The sequence below is a fragment of the Mycolicibacter sp. MU0083 genome, assembly GCF_963378075.1.
Lineage (GTDB): Bacteria > Actinomycetota > Actinomycetes > Mycobacteriales > Mycobacteriaceae > Mycobacterium > Mycobacterium kokjensenii.
This window is the reverse complement of the sequence record NZ_OY726394.1, coordinates 3,014,445-3,034,038: the sequence shown is the minus strand read 5'-3', so window position 1 is coordinate 3,034,038 and position 19,594 is coordinate 3,014,445. Positions and strand designations below refer to the sequence as shown.

Sequence of the window (19,594 nt, the reverse complement as noted above, 5' to 3'; positions counted from 1 at the left end):
CGTTATGGATCAGAGCCGAGCGCCGGTGCTGGAAGCCTTGGCCGATTACCGTCGCGAAGACCGGTACGGTTTCAGCCCGCCGGGGCACCGCCGGGGACGTGGCGCAGACGAGTCGGTACTCGAGGTGCTGGGCGCCGATCTGTTCGGCGCCGATGTCCTGGCGCGCGGTGGCTTGGACGACTGGGTCGCACGCGGAGGGTTTCTGACCGACGCCGAGCAGTTGATGGCCGACGCGGTGGGGGCTTCGACGACATTCTTCTCCACCTGCGGCAGTTCGCTCTCCGTTCGAGCGGCGATGATGGCGGTCGCCGGAGGGGCCGGCGGCGGGCTGCTGCTGCCGCGCGACGCCCACAAGTCTGTGGTGGGTGGGCTCATCTTCTCCGGGATTCGGCCGCGTTGGATCGTCCCGCGCTGGGACGCTGAACGGCACCTGTGCCATCCGCCGTCACCGGAGCGGGTCGCCAGAGCCTGGGAGGAGAATCCCGACGCCGCGGGTGCGCTGGTGGTCAGTCCGTCGCCGTACGGCACCTGTGCGGACCTGGCCGCCATCGCCGACATCTGTCATCAGCGCGGCAAACCGCTGATCGTGGACGAGGCCTGGGGTGCGCACCTGCCCTTCCACGAGGATCTACCGACCTGGGCGATGGACGCCGGCGCAGACGTCTGCGTGGTCAGCGTGCACAAGATGGGAGCGGGATTCGAGCAGGGCTCGGTCTACCACATCCAGGGCGACCTCATCGACCGGGAGCGACTGACGGCGTGCGCCGATCTGTTGATGACCACCAGTCCCAGCGTGCCGATCTATGCAGCACTGGATGGCTGGCGCCGCCAGATGGTGCAGCACGGGCATGAACTGTTGGGGGCCGCGTGCGCGTTGGCGCGCGACGTGCGCGGACGCATCGATGAGATCGCGGGAGTCGAAGTGCTCGAGCAGGCGCTGCTCGGTGCGGAGGCCTCCCACGACCTGGACCGACTGCAGGTCCTGGTCGATGTGTCGGCCACCGGGACGTCGGGCTATCAGACCCGGGACTGGCTACGCGAACAGCGGGGCCTGGACGTGGGGTTGGCAGATCACCGGCGAATCCTGATCACTCTGTCCTTCGCCGACGATCACCGCACCGCCGGCCGACTTCTGGATGGGCTCTGCGAATGGCGCGACGCCGCAACCTCTTTCGAACGACCGCCTGAGATCCGTCTGCCTTCGCCGCAGGAGTTGCAGCTGGAATCGGTGCAGTTGCCTCGGGATGCCTTCTTCGGCCCTACCGAGATGGTCGCGGCGTCGCGTGCCGGCGGACGTATCGCCGCCGAGCAGATCACGCCGTATCCACCGGGCGTGCCGGCGGTGGTGCCCGGCGAGCGCCTCAACGCGGCTGTCATCGACTACCTGCGGTCCGGACTGGCCGCTGGGATGGCGTTGCCCGATGCCGCGGACTCGTCACTCGAACACATCCGGGTGGTGGCGTGAAGCCCCCGGGAGGTTTTGCCCCCGGCCCATCCGGGTAGCCCAGAACCATGGCACAGACGACATTGCACAACCGGGCGGACGTGGTCGACTTTCTCACCGAACAACACCAGCGCAGCAAAGCGCTGTTCGATGAGACGCTGTTGGCCGCCGGTACCGAGCGTGAGGAGTCGTTCGTCCGGCTGCGCCGCCTGCTGGCCGTGCACGAGACCGCCGAAGAGGCGATCGTGCATCCGCGGGCCGCGCACGAACTCGACAACGGCCGTACGGTGATCGACGCGCGGCTGATCGAGGAAAAGCACGCCAAGACGGCCTTGGGCGAGTTGGAGAACGTCGACGTCGATTCGGAATTCTTCACCGAGCGACTTCGGGAGCTTCGCGATGATGTTGCGGAGCACGCCGACCGCGAAGAACACGACGAATTCGCGTATCTACAAGCCGAACTCGGTGATTCCGAACTGCAGCTACTGGAAAGGGCGGTCAGACTGGCCGAGGCTATCGCACCGACTCGGCCGCACGCCGGGATTGAGGGCGCACTGGCGAACGCCTTCGTCGGTCCGTTCGCCTCGATGGTGGACCGGGCTCACGACGCCATCTTGGGCTACGACTCATGATCGGACTCGGGTTGCTGGTGTTGATCTTGGGTCTGGTGTTGGACATCTATGTGCTGTGGGCGATCGGAATCGTCCTGCTGGTCGTCGGCGCCGTGCTCTGGTTGTTGGGGGCGGTAGGCCGGCCGGTCGGCGGCCGACGCCACTGGTATTGATCGCGGTGCTCCAACGTCCGATGTCCCCCGCACGGGACTTGGGGAAACTCCGCCGCACTCAATATGGCTGGCCGGTCGGCCCGAGGCCCGTGGGGTAGCGCGCTGGCCGGCCGCAGACATCGCCGCCGCAGATGGCGGCGCGATCAGATCCGGGTCGCCGACCCTGAGCAGGTCCGGCGATCCATTGGTGGCACCGCCATCGGCAACTTCATGGAGTGGTACGACTTCGGCGTCTACGGATACCTGGCCACCACTATCGCGCGGGTGTTCTACCCGGGCTCCGGAGCCGGCAGCCTGATCGGAGCCTTCGCCACCATGGCCGCCGCGTTCGCGGTGCGCCCGGTCGGGGGATTGATCTTCGGCACCCTCGGCGACCGGATCGGCCGTAAGCGCGTACTGGTCACCACGCTGCTGCTGATGACGGTCGGCACCACCGCCACCGGGCTGCTTCCCGGCTACCGTGCCATCGGCATCGCGGCGCCGATTCTGCTGGTAGCGACTCGCATGGTGCAGGGTTTCTCCGCGGGCGGCGAGTATGTCGGGGCGATGGTCTACGTGGGCGAACAGGCGCCGGACAACAAACGAGTCATGTTGGCCGGATTTCTGCCCCTGAGCTCACAGGCCGGCTATGTGGCCGCGGGTGCGCTGGTCACCGTAATGCAGGCCCGGCTGAGCGAGGAGGCGATGCTCAGTTGGGGATGGCGGGTTCCGTTGTTGCTCAGTGCGCCACTGGGGCTGACCGCGCTCTACTTGCGGCTGCGTATGAAGGAGTCACCTGTCTATGAACAGGCGGGCGGTGCTCGGGGTGCCGCCGAAGACTCCGCCGCCACGCAGCTGCGGCGTACCGCCAGGCAGTGGAGGCCCCTACTGCTCTGTGTCGCATTGGTTTTGGCCTACAACGTCACCGACTACCTGCTCACCGGGTTTCTGCCCGCCTATCTGCAGACAGCCACGCAGATTCCGCACACCGTCGGCCTGCTGGTGATCGTGGCGACGCTGGTGGTATTGATGGCTGCGGTGGTACCCCTTGCCCGGCTTTCCGACCGCATTGGTGTCAAGCCGGTTTTGTACGCGGGATGCGCCATGTTGCTGGTGGTTTCGGTACCGGCGTTGAGCCTGGCCCACACCGCCCAAGGCTATCCGGTGGTCTTCGCGGGGGTGCTGCTGATCGGCCTGATGTTGCTGTGCTTCGACGCCACCTTGCCGGCAACGCTGCCCGCACTGTTCCCCACGCCGGTGCGCTACGGCGCGTTGGCGATCGGCTTCAACGTGTCGGTGTCTGCGTTCGGTGGGACTACGCCGCTCATCGCCGAGGCACTGGTCTCGAGTACCGGCAACCCGGTGGCGCCGGCATACCTGCTGATGGCAGCCGGCGCCATCGGCGCCATAGCGGTCGTATTCACCCCTGAAGTCGCCGGTAGGAGACTGCCGGGATCAGGGCCGGCGGTGGAGAGCGAAGCGCGGGCACGCGAACTCTCCGACGGATAGTGGAGCTAAAGGACCTGCTGGGCCGGCCGTAACCCCTGCACTGCTCCCAGGGCAACCGCCACCGACGGTGCCGTCGGCACGGTATTGGCGGGGTCGCAGATTCGCAAGAGCCGAGCGACCGCGACGCCCGACACCGTGGTGCAGTAGATCATGGCCTGGGCGCATCGCTCGGTGATGGTCTTCAACGCTGAAAAGCCCGCGGTTCCCATGAATTCCAGTTCATTGAGGTCAAGGACCAGCCATTCGCAGTAGTCCGCGCAGCGTTGCACGTAGTCGGTGAGCTGCTCGGCGTTGGACGCGTCGAGTTCACCCGCGACGCTGATCACGGCACCGGAGCGCCCCCAGCGCGTGACGGAGCGAGCGGTGCGGCTTGCCCAGGTATCGGACGGGGGGAGACTGTCTATTCGGGTCGTCGGCGATATCGCCCCGACGGCTTTCAAAGCTGGCATTGGATGACTCCATCAGTCGAAACTCGTACTGTGGGATCGCGTCGATGCGAGTTACACCTTCACGGATGAGATGCAGGGAGTGGGCCTCCCTGGCTAGCGTGGGTGACGCGTCTTCCGGGTGGCTGTGAACTCAACCTTTCTACGAACCTACGCCGATCCACGTGGCTCTGCAACGATTCGGTAACGGCGCCTTCACGGCGGCGGCTGAATCGTTCGTGCCGCAGCGCGTTTGACGGATGCTTTCCACGGTTGCAGCCCCGTGGCTTGAGGGAGCGGCCGACTACGGTGTTTCCGCCGTCCGACTGGCGGCGATAGCAGCGAAACGGTTGCCCCGTGCGGCGGATGGTAGGACGATGTACCCATCACCCGTAGGTGCAGGGGCGGAGCGAAGGCATGACGTTGGCGGGCCGCGACGACATGATGCGCGATGTAGCGGATCTGGTGCGCACCCTGAATCGGCGGTCGCATACGGATTCCGACGGTGCACTCGATGAGATGGTCGCTAACCTGCTGGCGCATATGACCTGTGCGCAACACGCCGGCGTAACGCTCGCCACCTCGGAGGGCGATGTTCAAACGTTATCTGCCACAGACTCATACCCGGTCGTGCTGGACGATATCCAGCGGCGCCACCGAGAAGGGCCGTGTCTGGCCGCGGCGTGGAAGCATCACGTCGTACGGTTGGACGACGTTGACTCCGAGGACCGCTGGCCATCCTATTGCCGGGAGGTCTCCGCTACGACACCGATCCGATCCATACTGGCGTTCGAGATATTCACCGGCGAGGGGACTACCGGCGCCCTGAACTTCTACGCTCACACCGCCGGGGCATTCGACGACGACGCGGTGGAGCTGGGTTTGACGCTGGCCACCCACGCCGCGCTTGCGTGGCACATGGTTCGTCGCGACGAGCAGTTCCGAAGCGCGTTGGCCTCTCGCGACGTGATCGGTCAGGCCAAAGGGATGCTCATGGAGAGGTTCGACATCGACGCACTGCAAGCCTTCGAACTGCTCAAGCACTTGTCCCAATCCTCGAATGTTCCGCTGGCAGAGGTCGCCCAGGAACTGGTGAGCAGTGGTCGCCGCGGCAAGTGATCCAGTACCGACGATCCGACTCCGGACGTGGCCCTAAGACACGGTCAAAAGTGTGTGGTCCAGATCGGACAACACGTCGCTGGGCAATCTGCCGGTGAAAGCAGCCAGGAAACGGGCCGCCAGATCGCGCACCTTGATGTTGGTCTCCTGCGAACGCCACACCAGGATGTCGAACGCCCGCTCGGCTGAGATCCCGTACGCGACCATCAGTACGCCCTTGGCCTGTTCGATCACCGCACGCGACTGCGCGACCTCGGAGACTCCGGCACTGATGTCGGCTTGCAGCACATCACTGACGTCGACGTAGAAACCTGCGGTGCCGAGCGCGCAGCCCTCGTCGTCGAGCATGCGGTCGCCGACCACGATCACCCAGTGGACTTGACCGGAGGTGTCGACGATCCGGTGTCGGCTGCTGAACGGTTCGCCCTCGACCACTCGCTTCAGGACCTCTGCCACCTGGGCACGGTCTTCGGGGTGTTTGTGCTGGAGCAGCAGTTCGGTACTCGGCACGACCGCATCCGGTTCATAGCCATGCATCCGGGCTACCGTGTCGGACCATTCCCAACGTCGATCGGCGAGCCAGTACCGGAACCGTCCGACGCGTTGCGGCTCACCCAAGACGGCCAGATCTGCGTCGGGGTGATCATCGGCATTGCCGCCCACGGGCATCGGAGAGGGGATGTCGACACCAGTCAACGCGCACCCGCTTTCTCGTACTTGACCGACAGTATGAGGTGACTCCAGAGCCGGCGGACGATGCCGCGGTCTGGAATCGCAGGAGGGTTGCACGGACGGTCCCGACCGGCGCTGTCTGCTGAACGCCCGAGCTTGCGTAACTATCCACAATTCCGGCGCACCACGCAACCAGATCGGTTTTTATGTCGCTGTTCCTGGGTACGCGATCGACACCGCGGTGTCGGTTCCAGCAAAGTGGACCGATCCACGGGTTCCTGAACTCGACGAGAGGGGTACGACGTGAAGTTCTCCAAGACTGCCGCCAAGACGGCCGTAGGTGCAGCGGGTATCGCCGCGTTCGGCGTTCTCTCCGCGGCCGCCGCTCACGCGGATCCGGCGATTCGGCCGTTCGGCGCCACCGAGCAACTCGACGACGGGGCGATGGCCACGTCCTACACCGTGAGCAACCTGGGCCCGGCAAACATCGTCATTCCCGGCTACCAGCCTCAGGGCACGCTGTACCAAGCTGACGTGACGGCGCGCGCCGACCGGGGCACCGTGACGCCCCTGGTCGCCGACTTCAACGCCAGGGCCGCGGACAGCAAGACATATCGGGTGATCAATACGGTGCCCACTCCCGGCGGCATCAATCCGGAACCGATCGTTCAGGGTCAGCAGGCCAGCGGCAAGGTGTACTTCGATGTCACCGGCGCACCCCCCGACGGGGTGGTCTACAACGACGGAGTTCAGGACGTGCTGATCTGGTCCAGCAAAGCCTGACTGTGAACCGAGTGTGGCCCGGTCCTCGGACCGGGCCACACCCGTGTCCCGCCCATGGCCGACGCCGGCACGCGGCTGGGCGCGACCGGCGGTTCGAGGCTTACCCGCGTGTGTCGACGGCGTCGGAGTGGCCGGCACCGCTATTGCCGGAGGTGGCACACCGCCGGTGGATCCCGCCGTTTGAGCAAACCGGTGGCGGGTAACCGTGTCCGTGTCGAAGGGAGCAACTAATGCCGAAAACCGCGGACTTCATCCTCGATAGGCTCCGTCAGTGGGGGGTGCACCGGATTTTCGGCTATCCCGGTGACGGGATTCTGTCGATGATCGGCGCCTTGGACCGAGCCGGGGGAGACCCCGAGCTCATCCAGCCGCGCCACGAAGAGATGGCGGCGTTCATGGCCACCGGCCACGCGAAGTTCACCGGCGAACTGGGCTGCTGCCTCGCCACTTCGGGCGGAGGCGCGATCCACCTGCTCAACGGGCTCTATGACGCCAAACTCGACCATCAGCCGGTGGTCGCGATCGTCGGTCAGCAGAAGCGGATGTCGCTGGGAGCGGCCTTCCAGCAGGAGATCGATCCGAACTCGCTGTACAAGGACGTCTCGTCGGACTTCGTCCAGACCTGCATGGCACCGGCTCAGGCCCGCCATCTGGTGGACCGGGCCTGCAAGGTGGCGCTGACGAACCGAACGGTGGCCACCATCATCCTTCCCGAGGACGTCGCCGAGGAGGAAGCGGTCACCTCGCCACCGCGGCAACACGGCGCGGTCTTCAGCAGTGTCGGATGGACCAAACCGCGGATGGTTCCACCGCTGACCGAACTGCGCAAAGCCGCCGAGATCCTCAACGAGGGCGAGAAGGTCGCGATCCTGGTCGGCGCGGGAGCCGCCGACGCCGCCGACGAAGTGGTCGAGGCCGCCGACCTGCTCGGCGCGGGGGTGGCCAAGACGTCGCTGGGGCGCGCGGCGCTACCGGACGAATTGCCCTATGTGACCGGACCCATCGGCCTGCTGGGTTCGACGGCCAGCGAAGCGATGATGTCGGGCGCCGACACCCTGTTCATGATCGGCACCAGCTTTCCCTACGCAGAGTGGCTGCCCGAGGAAGGGCAGGCCCGAGGAGTGGAGATCAACCATGACGGCCGGATGATCGGGGTGCGGTACCCGGTGCAGGCCAACCTGATCGGCGACTCCAAGGACACACTTGCCGAACTGATTCCGCTGCTCAGCCGAAAGAAAGACCGGTCTTGGCGGCGAAAGATCGAGAGCGAAGTCGAAACCTGGTGGCGGGTGCTCGACGACCGGGCACACGACAAGGCCAGCCCGCTCAACCCCGAACTGGTGGTGCACGAACTCTCCAAACGTCTGCCCGACGACGCCGTCGTCACCACCGATGCGGGATCGGTCGCCAACTGGTGGGCGCGGCACCTGCGGCTGCGACGCGGTATGGCGGCCTCCCTGGCCGGGAACCTCGCGACCATGGGACCGGGGACCCCGTATGCGATCAGCGCCAAACTCGCCCGACCCGATCGGCCGGTGATCGCCGTCGTCGGTGATGGGGTCTTCCAGATGAACGGCATGGCCGAGATGATCACGGTCAAGCGTTATCACGACCGGTTGTCCGACGGACCGTTGATCTTCTGCGTCTTCAACAACCAGGACCTCAATCAGGTGACCTGGGAGCAGCGGGCGATGGGCGGTGAGCCCAAATTCGAAGATTCGCAGATGATCCCGGACGTGCCCTACGCCGAATTCGCCCGACTACTCGGGCTGACCGGGATTCGGTGCGACAGTCCGGACACGATCGGTCAAGCCTGGGATGAGGCGCTGGCAGCACCCGGGCCGGTGGTGCTCGAAGTGGTCGTCGATCCGGGTGTTCCTCCGGTCCCGCCGCACATCGAGACGATGATCGCCAAGAACACGGCCAAGGCGATGCTCAAAGACCCGGACCGGGTCGCTGTGGTCACCAAGGGCGCCAAGCAGAAGATGCACGAGTTCACCGAATCGGCCAGACAATCGGTGCGCGGTATCCGTAGCAAGAACGGCGGGTAGACGCCGATGACCGTAGGTGTGCCCTACCCGTTGCGCCGTCGGCCGCCGTATCTGGACGGTGTCTATGCCCCCCAAGAAGATTCGGATCTGCTTATCGAGGCAATGGACGAGTCCGGCCTGGTGCCCGGGGCCAGGGTGCTGGACCTGTGCACCGGGAGCGGTGTGGCGGCGATCGCGGCGGCCGAGTTGGGCGCGGACAGTGTCACCGCGTTCGATATCTGCCCGCGTGCGGTGCACTGCGCTCGGCAGAATGCGCGGGCAGCCGGCGTGGACGTGACGGTCAGGCAGGGCCCCTGGAGCGGTGCGCTGCGTTACGCCCCGTTCGACCTCGTCGTAGCCAATCCGCCCTATGTGCCCTCGCCGCCCGACGTCGGCCCGGTTGCCGCGGCAGACGGTCCGGAGCAGTCGTGGAACGGGGGCATCGACGGACGGATCGTGCTCGACCCCCTTTGCCGAGCGGCACCGGCATTGCTGCGCAGCGGTGGTGCGCTGCTGCTCGTGCAATCCGCTCTCGCCGACGTCGTACGCTCCGTGCAGACGTTGCGTGGATCGGGTTTGTCGGTCGAGATCGCCGCCAGCCGGCACATCCCGTTCGGGCCGGTCCTCACCGCGCACGCCGCTTGGCTGGAACAGACCGGCCGGGTGGCGGCCGGTTGCCGGGTGGAACAGCTGGTGGTCATCCGGGCGGACAAGCCGTGACCGAGCAGCGACCACGGGTGGTGCAGCCGGTCCGCAACGGCCCGGTCCTGGTCGCCGGGCCGGTGCGGATCGAAACCCCCGACGGTGTCGTGGAATCGGATCGTTTCATGGTGGCGATCTGTGCGTGCGGCCGCAGCCGCAACTACCCGCTGTGCGATACCAGCCATCGGCGACGGGACGCGCCGCATCGCCGTGCCGACGCGGATCCCGGGGGAGATACATAGCGCGGGGCGAGCGCCTCGACGGGCGTCGCCACGGCGTTGAGCGTCATGACCCCTTCTGTTTCGGGGTTCGTGCTCTGCCCGAGGCCGAGCGCTTTGCGCGTTCGGCGACGAGCAGGGCATAGTCCGATTTCAGCCGACTGTTGTCGGACCGCAGCCGGGTGTTGTCGGATTCCAGCCTGTTGTTGTCAGACACCAGTCGGGCGTTGCGGGCTTCGAGGTCGAGGATCTCCCCGATGCCGGCCACGTTGATGCCGATATTCACCAGTTCCGTGATCCGCCGCAGTCGGGCGATGTCGTCATCGCTGTAGCGGCGCGTACCGCCCGCGGTACGCGCCGGGGTCAGCAGACCGCGGCTCTCGTAGAGGCGCAAGGTCTGCGGACCGATACCGGACAACTCGGCGGCCACCGAGATGCCGTACACCCCAAGCCCTGCACGGGCACTCATCTCTTCCATCACAGCATTGCTTCCGTTGGTCGTCGGACATCCACTCCGTCTCTCTTGCACGAAACTACCATCGGTGCTATATAAAAATCTATGACAGCGGACATAGATGATCTGCTGCATACCTAGGAGGTGGAGATGATGTTGATGCGTACCGACCCGTTCCGTGATCTCGACCGCTGGACACAACAGGTGTTCGGCACCGCGGCGCGGCCGGCGGTGATGCCGATGGACGCCTGGCGCGACGGCGACCAGTTCATCGTCGAGTTCGACCTGCCCGGGGTGGCCGAAGAATCGCTGAACCTCGATGTCGAACGCAATGTGCTGACCGTCCACGCCGAACGCCCGGGACTGGATCACAACCGCGAGATGGTGTCGGCCGAACGGCCGCGGGGCGTCTTCAGTCGCCAGCTTTTCCTCGGCGACAACCTTGACGCCGAACAGATCCAGGCCAGCTACCAAGACGGCGTGTTGCGACTGTCCATCCCGGTCGCCGAGAAGGCGAAACCGCGCCGCATCAAGGTGGCCAGCGGACACGGCGAACGCGCCATCAACGCCTGATTGCAAGGGGCCGGGCGTCGGCCTGCTGCGCGGTGAGGGAGGCGAGCAGATGATCGCCGACCCGATCCTCGGGCACCGCACCGCGGCGCCCACCGAAACGCCCGTCGCCCGGCCCCGCACCTCACGGCCCGGCACCACCGGCCCAGACCCCTCAGCGGTGACTGTGGAAGGGAGGTGATGTTCTACGGACGCCAGTCGACGGTGACTCGCGGGTCGCACCCCTCGCTTCGGACACGTGAGTGTGTCGGAGCGGAGCGGAACCTGCGCGCGCACCGCGCGATGTCACCGTGAAGGTACGACGGGTACCGCTGCCGCCAACTGTTCTCCCCGGCAGCGGTACCCGTCGGCCCGTCAGGAATCGGGCGTCGCCGCCTTCGGAGCTACAGATGCGATGGCGCCTAGTACCAATAGCGTCGGCCTGCGAATGGACGACCGAGCGCACCCAGAATCCACAGTGCCGCTCCGACAACCAGCAGGATGATTCCGACCGTCCACAATATGTTGATTTTGAAGATGAGCGCCAGAACAAGCAGGATCACGCCGAGGGCAATCATCACTAATCCCTTCTCTCACACAATCAATACGGCCGCACCCGACGACGACGGCTGCGGTAAACGGCAATCGGATATGACCGGGTTGATCCCGAAGTAATTCAGCGGGCCGGCCAAGGTCGTGACCGCGATGGTCCCGGCATTCGCGCAACTGGTGCGACCATCCTGGAAATAGCCGCGCTGTGATGCGGCGAAAACTCCGATCAGCAACCACAGCAGCACAATGGTGCCGACAAAGCCACCGATTCGCATCTGTCCTCCATTCGCCGGTATCCGGATCAGTTCCCATTTCAGTCGTTGCCGAAACCTGTTGCGGCACCGGCGGCACTGATGTTTGGCGCCGCCGGCAGTCGGGTACTGCCGGGAATCGGTGGAACATCGGTGAACGGAGCGCGTGATGATGTTGCTGGGAACTCTTGAGTCGAACGAACAGCCAGGTAGTCACGCGGAGTGGATCGGCGAAGCAGAGGACATCATCGACCGGATTTTGCGCAACGTCGCTCATGGTCGGTTCGAGAGGTCGTTATCGGCGCTGACCGCATGCGCCGCGGCGGTGACGACCGCCGAGATATATCTCGAGCACTACAAGGCCGGTTTCGGCAGTAAATGGATGTGGAGTCCGGTGCTCGTCACGCCGCCGGTGGTGGTCGCCGGAATCGGTGGCGTGTTCTCCCGCCGGTGGGCAAAGCGCTGGCTGCCGCTGGCCGCCGCGGTGTATGCGACCAACGGCCTGCTGGGTGAGTACCTGCACGCTCGCGGGGTGGCGCGCAAGCCGGGCGGCTGGCGAATGGCCTCCTACAACGTTCCGATGGGGCCACCGATCGCGGCGCCCGGCCTGATGGCCATGGTCGGCGGGATGGGCCTGCTGGCGGCGGTGCTGCGCCGCGAACGGTGAGGGACCGGCGCGCCATGGCCGACACGTCCCGTCCCGACCACCTGCCCAACCTACGGGCCGATCGTCAACCTCCGCACCCGTCCTGGCTGCCCCGGCAACGACGCGGAATCACACCGCAGATGATCGGGCGCTATCCGGAATTCGACGTGCTGGCGACGCAGGACAGCTGGGACGACGCCACCCGGAAGGTCGTATTGGCCCGGCTGGAGCCGCCGGGACCGTTGCGGTTCTTCACCGGAGCCGAGGAACCGACCTTGCGCGCGTTCTGTGACATCGTGCTTGCGCAGGACGAAGAGCCGCGGGTTCCGGTGGCCGCGTTCGTCGACGCCAAACTGGCCGACGGCCAACTCGACGGATACCAGTACGCCGACATGCCGGACGATCGGGACACCTGGCGCCAGGTGTTGCGGGGCCTTGACGAGGCCGCCGGGCAGCGTTGCGGAAAGGCATCGTTCGCAGCTGCCGCGATCCCCACTCAGCTGGCGCTGGTCGACCAGTTCTCCCGGGGGCGGCTGCAGGGCGGCACCTGGTCGGAGCTGAACGTGCGCCGCGCATGGTCGGTGTGCATGCGGATGACCCTGACGGCGTTCTATTCGCATCCCTGGGCCTGGAACGAAATCGGGTTCGGAGGTCCGGCCTACCCGCGTGGCTACATGCGGCTGGGCGGACCGAGCGGGCCGGCGGCGGTGCGCGAGCCCTTTGAAAGCCGCGGTGCCATCGACACGGATCCGGTGGAACTGATGCACGACGAGGATTCGTAGTGGGAGATTTCTGGCGCGGCCTACTCAAGGGATCGCTGGGACCGCCCGACAACGATTCGCGATTCCTGCTGGACGTGCGGTCACGTCAGTTGCCCGGTGAGCAGACGATGCGGCGGTATGGGACCGGCGACGTTGTGGACTTGGTGATCGTCGGTGCCGGCGCCGGGGGATCGGTGCTGGCGCAGCGCCTGGCGCGAGCGGGTTGGCGGGTAGTGATCATCGAAGCGGGTCCGTTCTGGCATCCCGACAGCGACTGGGTCTCCGACGAGGCGGGCGCGCACCCGCTGTACTGGACGCAGAAGCGCATCATCGGCGGAGACGATCCGATCGAATTGGGCAAGAACAACTCCGGTCGCGGTGTCGGTGGCTCGATGGTCCATTACGCCGGGTACTGTCCCCGATTCCACCCCAGCGACCTGCGTACGCGCAGCCTCGACGGTGTCGGGCAAGACTGGCCGATCGACTACGAGGACCTCCGCCGCCACTATGAGGTGCTCGAGGCCGAATTGCCGGTTGCAGGCCAGAACTGGCCATGGGGCCTTCCGCACCGCTACCCGTCCTCGCCGCACCCGATCTCGGCGGCCGCATCGAAGTTGTGGCAGGGCGCTCGGAATCTGGGGATCGAGATGCGGGTAGGCCCGGTGGGAATCGTCAACGGCACCTTTGGAAACCGGCCGCACTGCATCTACCGCGGCTATTGTCTACAGGGCTGCAAAGTCAATGCCAAGGCCAGCCCCTATGTCACCCACCTGCCCGATGCACTGGAACACGGCGTGGAGATCCGGGCGGACTGCATGGCCACCCGTATCGAGATCGACGCCGCCGGGTCGGCGCGCGGCGTCGCCTACCACGACAGCAGCGGCACCGAGCACCTGCAGCGTGCCACCGTGGTCGCGGTCGCCGGTTACTCGATAGAAACGCCGCGGCTACTGCTCAATTCGACCAGCAGGCGGTTCCCGCACGGCGTGGGAAACGACACCGACCAGGTGGGTCGTTACGTCATGGTCCAAGGGGCCGCCCAGACCGCCGGTCGATGGCCGGAGGAACTGCGGATGTACAAGGCACCACCGCCGCAGGTGACCAGCGAGCAGTACTACGAAACCGACCCCACCCGTGGCTTCGCCCGCGGGTTCTCCATCCAGACGGTCTCGCCGCTGCCGATCGGCTGGGCCGAGCACGTCCTCGCCGACGGGCACTGGGGCAGGGCGATGCGCGAATACATGCGTGACTACAACCACTGGAGCACAATCGGCGTGCTCAACGAACTGCTGCCGCTGCCGGCCAATCGGGTCACGTTGGCAGACGAGACCGACTCATACGGCATCCCGGTCGCCCGATTGGACTACACCCGCTGTGACAACGACAAGGCGAACATGGCGTACTCGACCCGGGTGATCACCGACATCCTGCACGCGGCCGGCGCGCAGGATGTTCTGACCATCCAGCGCTACGCCCACCTGATCGGCGGCGCCCGGATGGGCACCACACCGGAGAACTCCGTCGTGGACGCCGACCATCGAGTGTGGGGGGTACCCAACCTGTACATCTCCGACGGCTCGGTCTGTCCGACTCAGGGTGCGGCCAATCCGGCACTCACCATCATGGCGCTGGCCTCCCGGCTCGCCGAGCGGATGGCAAGGAAGCGACTCGTACAGAAGGGAATTCAGTCATGACAAAAACAGTCGTTGTCACCGGGGCCAGTGCCGGAGTCGGCCGAGCCGTCGCACAGCTCTACGGCGGACGCGGCGCAAAGGTGGCGCTGCTCGCTCGCGGCGAAGCGGGGCTGCGCGGCGCGGCCCGCGATGTCGAAGAGGCTGGGGGCACTGCACTGGCCATTCCCACCGATGTCGCCGACTACGACGCCGTCGCCGCTGCGGCTGACCGTGTCGAAGCCGAGCTCGGCCCGATCGACACCTGGGTCAATGTCGCCTTTGCCTCGGTGTTCGCGCCGTTCACCGAGATCAGACCTGCGGAGTTCAAGCGGGTCACCGAGGTCTGCTACCTCGGCTTCGTCTACGGCACCATGGTGAGCTTGGCAAGGATGAAGCCCCGCGGCCACGGGACCGTGGTGCAGGTCGGCTCGGCGTTGGGAGAGCGATCGATCCCGCTGCAATCGGCGTATTGCGGCGCGAAACACGCCATCAACGGTTTCACCGAAGCGGTCCGCTGCGAGCTGCTCCACGACAACTCCGAGGTGAACATCACGATCGTTCAGCTGCCGGCGGTCAGTACGCCGCAGTTCTCCTGGGTGTTGTCGCGGCTGCCCCGCCACCCGCGGCCGGTGCCACCGATCTACCAGCCGCAGTTGGTCGCCCGCGCCGTGCTGCGTGCCGCCGACCATCCTCGGCACAAACAGTACTGGGTGGGGGACAGCACGGTCGCGACGCTGCTCGCCCAGCGACTCGCCGCGCCGTTGCTGGACCGCTACCTGGCGCGTACCGGCTACGACTCGCAGCAGACCGGCGAACCTGTGGGTGCCGACCGACCGCACAACCTTTGGCGGCCCCTCGATCAGCAGACCGGCAGCGACCGCGGTGCGAGCGGTGCATTCGAGGACTCCACGCACGCACACAGCCCGCAGATCTGGGCGGCCCGGCATTCCGGAGCGGTCCTAGGGACAGCCGGCGCCCTCGGACTGGCCGGTGCCGCCGCGCTGGTCGCGCGACTCCGCAGCTGACTACGACATGCGGTATCGAGCGCCTCTCCAGCGTCTACCCCTGGGCAGGGGTTTGAGCACAGGGCGCCACGGCTAACCGTCCCCACTATGGATTCAACCGCGGCAGGTCCCGGGATCGTCGTCGGGATCGACGGAACCCCGGGCTCAAGGAGCGCGGTGCGGTGGGGGGCCCGCGAGGCGGAGCGACGTGCGTTGCCGCTCACGCTGGTACACGCGGCGTCAACCCAGTTGAACGCTCTGGTGGCCCGCTGGGTGGTGTTCGGCCAACACGAGTTACCGCACGTGCGCGTGCAGCGGATCGTCGATGACGCCATCGGTGTGGTCACGCAAGGCGCGCGAAGCGGGCCGCCCGTACCGGTGAACACCAAAGTGACGTTCACCGACCCCGTTCAGACGCTGGCTGACCTGTCCCGGCAGGCGGAGTTGGTAGTCGTGGGCTCCAGTGTCGGGAAACGGTTGCGCCACGCGGTGTTCGGTACTGTCGGCTCGGCATTGGCGGCACGCTGCCAGTGCTCGTTGGCGGTAATCCCCGCTGACAAACGGCGCACACCACACGGCCCGACATCGGTCGACCCGACGGGCTGGTGACGCTTGCGGACGCCCTGGGACACGCGTGAGTGATTGCCGACGGGATTGTCGATCCGCCGCAATGGGTAACCCACCGGAAAAGGCAGTCACGGATCGGAGGTCTCATGCCCAAGACGACGAAGAGCGGCACCGTCAAGCGCGGGGAGTTGCCCAGCACCTTGCAGCGTTCCGGCGCGAAGGCCCAACGCACCTTCGCCAAGGCGCACGACGCCGCCGTGCAGGAGTACGGCAGTGAGCAGCGCGCGCACCGGGTGGCATACGCGGCGCTCAAGCACAGTTTTGAGAAGGTCGGAGACCACTGGGAACCGAAGAAGAAGCGCGGCCCCTCCGACCAGCGGGCCGAGGCCGGGGGAATCGACAACAACCGGCCGTCCGCCGAGGGCGTCGATGCCAACGCCAGCAAGAAGCATCTGCTGGACGTGGCCCGTCGTCTCGACATTCATGGGCGCTCGACGATGCGGAAAGCCGAACTGATCAACGCCATCAAGAAGCACAACCGCCGCGTCCGTGGCCGTTGAAACCGATGTCACCCAAGCCGTTGCTCGTCGGCCAATGCCGCGATCGGCGTCGCAGCCAGGTTGGCCAATAGATCTTCGGCATCGTCGAAAACAGCGGTCGCCCCGGCTGTTTCCAATTCTTCCCGAGGTACCCCGCCGCTGAGCACGCAGACACAGTCGACGCCGGCGCGCACCGCTGCCCGGGCGTCCCAGACCGCGTCGCCGACGAAGACCGCACGACGGGCCGACGCCCCGACGCGGTCCAGCGCAATACCGATGATGTCCGGATTCGGCTTGGCGACCTCGACGTCGGCCGACGATGTGACCGCGGTGACCAGATCGTCGCAGTCGAGCACGTCGCGCAGCACCGCCAACTCCGCGTCGGGCGCGGACGTCGCCAACACCACCGGGAGTCCCAGGGCACTCACCCGCTCCAACAACCGGCGGGCTCCCGGCAGCGGCGACAGCAGCGCAGCGGAGCGCAGGTAGTAGCGCGAATGCAACTCCTTGAGGCGCCGACGGACGTCGTCGGGTGCGTCGTCGGAGAGCAGGCGCACCAACTCGGACCCGTCCATCCCGATGGCTCGATGGATGCGCCACGAGTCGACCGGGATATCCAGTTCGGCGAAGGCACAACGCCAGGAGTGCACGTGTACGTAGTTGGAGTCGACCAGCGTGCCGTCGACGTCGAACAACACCGCTGCTTGGGAGCTCACGATTCCCCTTCCTCGACTGCGACTGTCGCGGTCGTTTGCCGATGTCCCGACCGGGATACCCGTATGAACGAGTTCCCAATTCACAAGGAGAGGACAACCGGTGGCTACCGACGACCGTGATGCCAAGCAGCGACAACTCGACGAGCACCGGTTCGACCGGCAGTCGGGCTATCTGACGACCCAGCAGGGGATCCGTGTCGACCACACCGACGATGCGCTGACGGTAGGTGAGCGTGGCCCGACACTGTTGGAGGACTTCCACGCCCGCGAGAAGCTCACGCACTTCGACCATGAGCGAATCCCCGAGCGGGTTGTGCATGCGCGCGGTGCGGGTGCCTACGGGTATTTCGAGCCGTACGACGACTGGCTTGCGGAGTACACCGCCGCACGCTTTCTGACTACGCCGGGCACCAAGACTCCGGTCTTCGTGAGGTTCTCCACGGTTGCGGGCTCACGCGGGTCTGCGGACACGGTGCGCGACGTCCGCGGATTCGCTACGAAGTTCTACACCGACCAGGGCAACTACGACCTGGTCGGCAACAACTTCCCGGTGTTCTTCATTCAGGACGGGATCAAGTTCCCCGACTTCGTGCATGCGGTGAAACCCGAGCCGGACAACGAGATTCCGCAGGCGCAATCCGCCCACGACACACTGTGGGACTTTGTGGCGCTGCAACCGGAGACACTGCACGCCATCATGTGGCTGATGTCGGACCGCGCATTGCCCCGCAGCTATCGGATGATGTCCGGATTCGGAGTGCACACCTTCCGTTTCGTCAACGCCGCCGGCGACGGCACCTTCGTGAAGTTCCACTGGAAGCCGAAGCTCGGCGTGCATTCGCTGATCTGGGACGAATGCCAGAAGGTGGCAGGCAAAGACCCCGACTTCAATCGCCGCGATCTGTGGGACGCCATCGAGTCCGGTCACTTCCCGGAATGGGAACTCGGGGTCCAGCTGGTGCCCGAGTCCGACGAGACGGAATTCGATTTCGATCTCCTCGATGCGACGAAACTCATTCCCGAAGAACGGGTTCCGATTCGCCCGGTGGGTTCGATGGTGCTGAACCGAAACCCGGAGAACTTCTTCGCCGAAACCGAACAGGTGGCGTTCTGTACCGCCAATGTGGTGCCGGGAATCGACTTCACCAATGATCCGCTGCTGCAGCTCCGCAACTTCTCCTACCTGGACACCCAGCTGATCCGACTCGGTGGCCCGAACTTCGCCCAGCTGCCGATCAATCGGCCGGTGGCTCCGGTGCGCACCAATCAGCACGACGGCTATGGACAGCAGGCGATTCCGGTCGGCAAGACCAGCTACCACAAGAATTCCCTGGGCGGCGGATGCCCGGCCGTGGCGGATTCGGAGGTGTTCCGGCACTACACCCAACAGGTGGACGGCGGGAAGATCCGCAAGCGTGCGGCCGGCTTCGAGAACCATTACAGCCAGGCGCGGATGTTCTACCAGAGCATGACCGAAGTCGAAGCCAAGCATATCGTCGCTGCCTATGCTTTTGAACTGGGGAAATGTGAAACCGTCGAGATCCGGCAGCGGGTGGTCGAGCAACTCAACCTGATCGATCACGGCCTGGCACGCGATGTTGCCGAGCAACTGGGGCTCATCGCGCCCGACGAGCAGCCCCTCGATGAGACGGGGGTGTCCCCGGCGCTCTCGCAGCTGAACCAGATCGACACGAGTCCGGGGATCGAGACCCGCAAGATCGCGGTGTTGGCCGCCGACGGCGTCGACGTGGTGGGTGTCGAGCGGTTCGTTGCTGCGATGCGCGACCGCGGTGCCGTCGCCGAAGTGCTGGCGCCGATCGCCGGCGGTGAACTCGTCGGCGGCTCCGGCGGGACGCTCGGCGTCGATCGGGCCGTGACGACCGTGGCATCGGTGCTCTACGACGCGGTGATCGTGCCGTGCGGTCCGGACGCCGTCCACACGCTGACCGGCGACGGCTATGCGATGCACTTCGTCACCGAGGCCTACAAACACCTCAAGGTGATCGGGGCCTTCGGGGCGGGGCTGGGACTGCTGCCCGAGGCCGGGATCCCCGACCGACTCGCCGACGACGGTACGGTCACCGTCTCAACCGGGGTGGTGACGACGTCGGCGGCTGCCGAAGACTTGAACGAGGACTTCTTCGACGCCTTCGCCGCCGAACTGGCCGGGCACCGCGTCTGGGCACGCAATGCCGACACGGTGCCCGCCTGAGGCCA

General features: G+C 65.9%; 23 protein-coding genes. 17 read left to right on the top strand and 6 right to left on the bottom strand.

Features of this window, described 5'->3' with window-relative positions:
* Positions 1 to 4: 4 nt before the first annotated feature.
* The 4 genes from RCP38_RS14215 to RCP38_RS14200 all read left to right on the top strand — a co-directional run bounded on the left by RCP38_RS14215 (position 5) and on the right by RCP38_RS14200 (position 3,716).
* The gene (locus RCP38_RS14215) at positions 5 to 1,465 is read left to right on the top strand and encodes an aminotransferase class I/II-fold pyridoxal phosphate-dependent enzyme (protein ID WP_308473575.1); all 1,461 of its coding nucleotides are present in this window, start codon (positions 5 to 7) and stop codon (positions 1,463 to 1,465) included.
* Between the two features lie 47 nt (positions 1,466 to 1,512).
* On the top strand, positions 1,513 to 2,076 hold the full coding sequence (locus tag RCP38_RS14210) for a hemerythrin domain-containing protein (protein ID WP_308473574.1): 564 nt from the start codon (positions 1,513 to 1,515) through the stop codon (positions 2,074 to 2,076).
* Positions 2,073 to 2,228, top strand: coding sequence for a DUF6131 family protein (locus RCP38_RS14205; protein ID WP_308473573.1), 156 nt, complete (start codon positions 2,073 to 2,075; stop codon positions 2,226 to 2,228). Before RCP38_RS14210 ends, RCP38_RS14205 begins: the two co-directional genes overlap by 4 nt.
* 63 nt (positions 2,229 to 2,291) lie before the next feature.
* Positions 2,292 to 3,716 carry an MFS transporter gene (locus RCP38_RS14200; protein WP_373692365.1) on the top strand — a complete coding sequence of 475 codons (1,425 nt, stop codon included), beginning with the start codon at positions 2,292 to 2,294 and terminating at the stop codon, positions 3,714 to 3,716.
* 5 nt (positions 3,717 to 3,721) lie between these two features.
* Here the strand turns inward: RCP38_RS14200 and RCP38_RS14195 are convergent, their stop codons facing one another.
* Positions 3,722 to 4,042: an STAS domain-containing protein gene (locus RCP38_RS14195; RefSeq protein WP_308473572.1), complete on the bottom strand. Its 321-nt coding sequence runs from the start codon at positions 4,040 to 4,042 to the stop codon at positions 3,722 to 3,724.
* Positions 4,043 to 4,558: 516 nt separating this feature from the next.
* On the opposite strand from RCP38_RS14195, the gene RCP38_RS14190 reads away from it, so the two are divergent.
* Complete coding sequence (locus RCP38_RS14190) at positions 4,559 to 5,260, top strand: GAF and ANTAR domain-containing protein (protein WP_308473571.1); 702 nt, start codon at positions 4,559 to 4,561, stop codon at positions 5,258 to 5,260.
* A 33-nt stretch (positions 5,261 to 5,293) separates the two neighbouring features.
* On the opposite strand, the gene RCP38_RS14185 is transcribed toward RCP38_RS14190, so the two are convergent.
* Positions 5,294 to 5,929, bottom strand: coding sequence for a PAS and ANTAR domain-containing protein (locus RCP38_RS14185; RefSeq protein ID WP_308473570.1), 636 nt, complete (start codon positions 5,927 to 5,929; stop codon positions 5,294 to 5,296).
* A gap of 306 nt (positions 5,930 to 6,235) precedes the next feature.
* Here RCP38_RS14185 and RCP38_RS14180 point away from each other — a divergent pair, with 306 nt between their 5' ends.
* The 4 genes from RCP38_RS14180 to RCP38_RS14165 all read left to right on the top strand — a co-directional run bounded on the left by RCP38_RS14180 (position 6,236) and on the right by RCP38_RS14165 (position 9,689).
* Entirely contained in the window at positions 6,236 to 6,715 is a 480-nt protein-coding gene (locus RCP38_RS14180; RefSeq protein ID WP_308473569.1) for an MPT63 family protein, read from the top strand.
* A gap of 230 nt (positions 6,716 to 6,945) precedes the next feature.
* Complete coding sequence (locus RCP38_RS14175; protein ID WP_308473568.1) at positions 6,946 to 8,766, top strand: thiamine pyrophosphate-requiring protein; 1,821 nt, start codon at positions 6,946 to 6,948, stop codon at positions 8,764 to 8,766.
* 6 nt (positions 8,767 to 8,772) lie between these two features.
* Positions 8,773 to 9,465 (top strand): HemK2/MTQ2 family protein methyltransferase, encoded by a 693-nt coding sequence (locus RCP38_RS14170; protein WP_308473567.1) that lies wholly within the window; start codon positions 8,773 to 8,775, stop codon positions 9,463 to 9,465.
* Positions 9,462 to 9,689 carry a CDGSH iron-sulfur domain-containing protein gene (locus tag RCP38_RS14165; protein ID WP_308473566.1) on the top strand — a complete coding sequence of 76 codons (228 nt, stop codon included), beginning with the start codon at positions 9,462 to 9,464 and terminating at the stop codon, positions 9,687 to 9,689. The genes RCP38_RS14170 and RCP38_RS14165 overlap by 4 nt, the downstream gene beginning before the upstream one ends.
* A gap of 43 nt (positions 9,690 to 9,732) precedes the next feature.
* On the opposite strand, the gene RCP38_RS14160 is transcribed toward RCP38_RS14165, so the two are convergent.
* Complete coding sequence (locus RCP38_RS14160) at positions 9,733 to 10,134, bottom strand: MerR family transcriptional regulator (RefSeq protein WP_308473565.1); 402 nt, start codon at positions 10,132 to 10,134, stop codon at positions 9,733 to 9,735.
* A gap of 135 nt (positions 10,135 to 10,269) precedes the next feature.
* On the opposite strand from RCP38_RS14160, the gene RCP38_RS14155 reads away from it, so the two are divergent.
* Positions 10,270 to 10,692, top strand: coding sequence for an Hsp20/alpha crystallin family protein (locus RCP38_RS14155; RefSeq protein WP_308473564.1), 423 nt, complete (start codon positions 10,270 to 10,272; stop codon positions 10,690 to 10,692).
* 398 nt (positions 10,693 to 11,090) lie between these two features.
* Here RCP38_RS14155 and RCP38_RS14150 read toward each other — a convergent pair whose 3' ends face one another.
* Positions 11,091 to 11,246: a DUF6131 family protein gene (locus RCP38_RS14150; RefSeq protein ID WP_308473563.1), complete on the bottom strand. Its 156-nt coding sequence runs from the start codon at positions 11,244 to 11,246 to the stop codon at positions 11,091 to 11,093.
* Between the two features lie 15 nt (positions 11,247 to 11,261).
* On the bottom strand, positions 11,262 to 11,495 hold the full coding sequence (locus RCP38_RS14145) for a hypothetical protein (protein WP_308473562.1): 234 nt from the start codon (positions 11,493 to 11,495) through the stop codon (positions 11,262 to 11,264).
* Between the two features lie 148 nt (positions 11,496 to 11,643).
* Here RCP38_RS14145 and RCP38_RS14140 point away from each other — a divergent pair, with 148 nt between their 5' ends.
* The 6 genes from RCP38_RS14140 to RCP38_RS14115 all read left to right on the top strand — a co-directional run bounded on the left by RCP38_RS14140 (position 11,644) and on the right by RCP38_RS14115 (position 16,682).
* On the top strand, positions 11,644 to 12,138 hold the full coding sequence (locus tag RCP38_RS14140; RefSeq protein WP_373692521.1) for a hypothetical protein: 495 nt from the start codon (positions 11,644 to 11,646) through the stop codon (positions 12,136 to 12,138).
* A 14-nt stretch (positions 12,139 to 12,152) separates the two neighbouring features.
* Positions 12,153 to 12,899 carry a gluconate 2-dehydrogenase subunit 3 family protein gene (locus tag RCP38_RS14135; protein ID WP_308473560.1) on the top strand — a complete coding sequence of 249 codons (747 nt, stop codon included), beginning with the start codon at positions 12,153 to 12,155 and terminating at the stop codon, positions 12,897 to 12,899.
* Positions 12,899 to 14,572, top strand: a complete 1,674-nt coding sequence (locus RCP38_RS14130; RefSeq protein WP_308473559.1) for a GMC family oxidoreductase — start codon at positions 12,899 to 12,901, stop codon at positions 14,570 to 14,572. The genes RCP38_RS14135 and RCP38_RS14130 overlap by 1 nt, the downstream gene beginning before the upstream one ends.
* The gene (locus RCP38_RS14125; protein ID WP_308473558.1) at positions 14,569 to 15,576 is read left to right on the top strand and encodes an SDR family oxidoreductase; all 1,008 of its coding nucleotides are present in this window, start codon (positions 14,569 to 14,571) and stop codon (positions 15,574 to 15,576) included. Before RCP38_RS14130 ends, RCP38_RS14125 begins: the two co-directional genes overlap by 4 nt.
* A gap of 87 nt (positions 15,577 to 15,663) precedes the next feature.
* Positions 15,664 to 16,164 (top strand): universal stress protein, encoded by a 501-nt coding sequence (locus tag RCP38_RS14120; RefSeq protein WP_308473557.1) that lies wholly within the window; start codon positions 15,664 to 15,666, stop codon positions 16,162 to 16,164.
* Between the two features lie 104 nt (positions 16,165 to 16,268).
* Positions 16,269 to 16,682 carry a ChaB family protein gene (locus RCP38_RS14115; RefSeq protein ID WP_308473556.1) on the top strand — a complete coding sequence of 138 codons (414 nt, stop codon included), beginning with the start codon at positions 16,269 to 16,271 and terminating at the stop codon, positions 16,680 to 16,682.
* Positions 16,683 to 16,690: 8 nt separating this feature from the next.
* Here the strand turns inward: RCP38_RS14115 and RCP38_RS14110 are convergent, their stop codons facing one another.
* Positions 16,691 to 17,377, bottom strand: coding sequence for an HAD family hydrolase (locus RCP38_RS14110; protein WP_308473555.1), 687 nt, complete (start codon positions 17,375 to 17,377; stop codon positions 16,691 to 16,693).
* A gap of 100 nt (positions 17,378 to 17,477) precedes the next feature.
* On the opposite strand from RCP38_RS14110, the gene RCP38_RS14105 reads away from it, so the two are divergent.
* Positions 17,478 to 19,589 carry a catalase gene (locus RCP38_RS14105; RefSeq protein WP_308473554.1) on the top strand — a complete coding sequence of 704 codons (2,112 nt, stop codon included), beginning with the start codon at positions 17,478 to 17,480 and terminating at the stop codon, positions 19,587 to 19,589.
* The last annotated feature ends 5 nt before the right edge of the window (positions 19,590 to 19,594 follow it).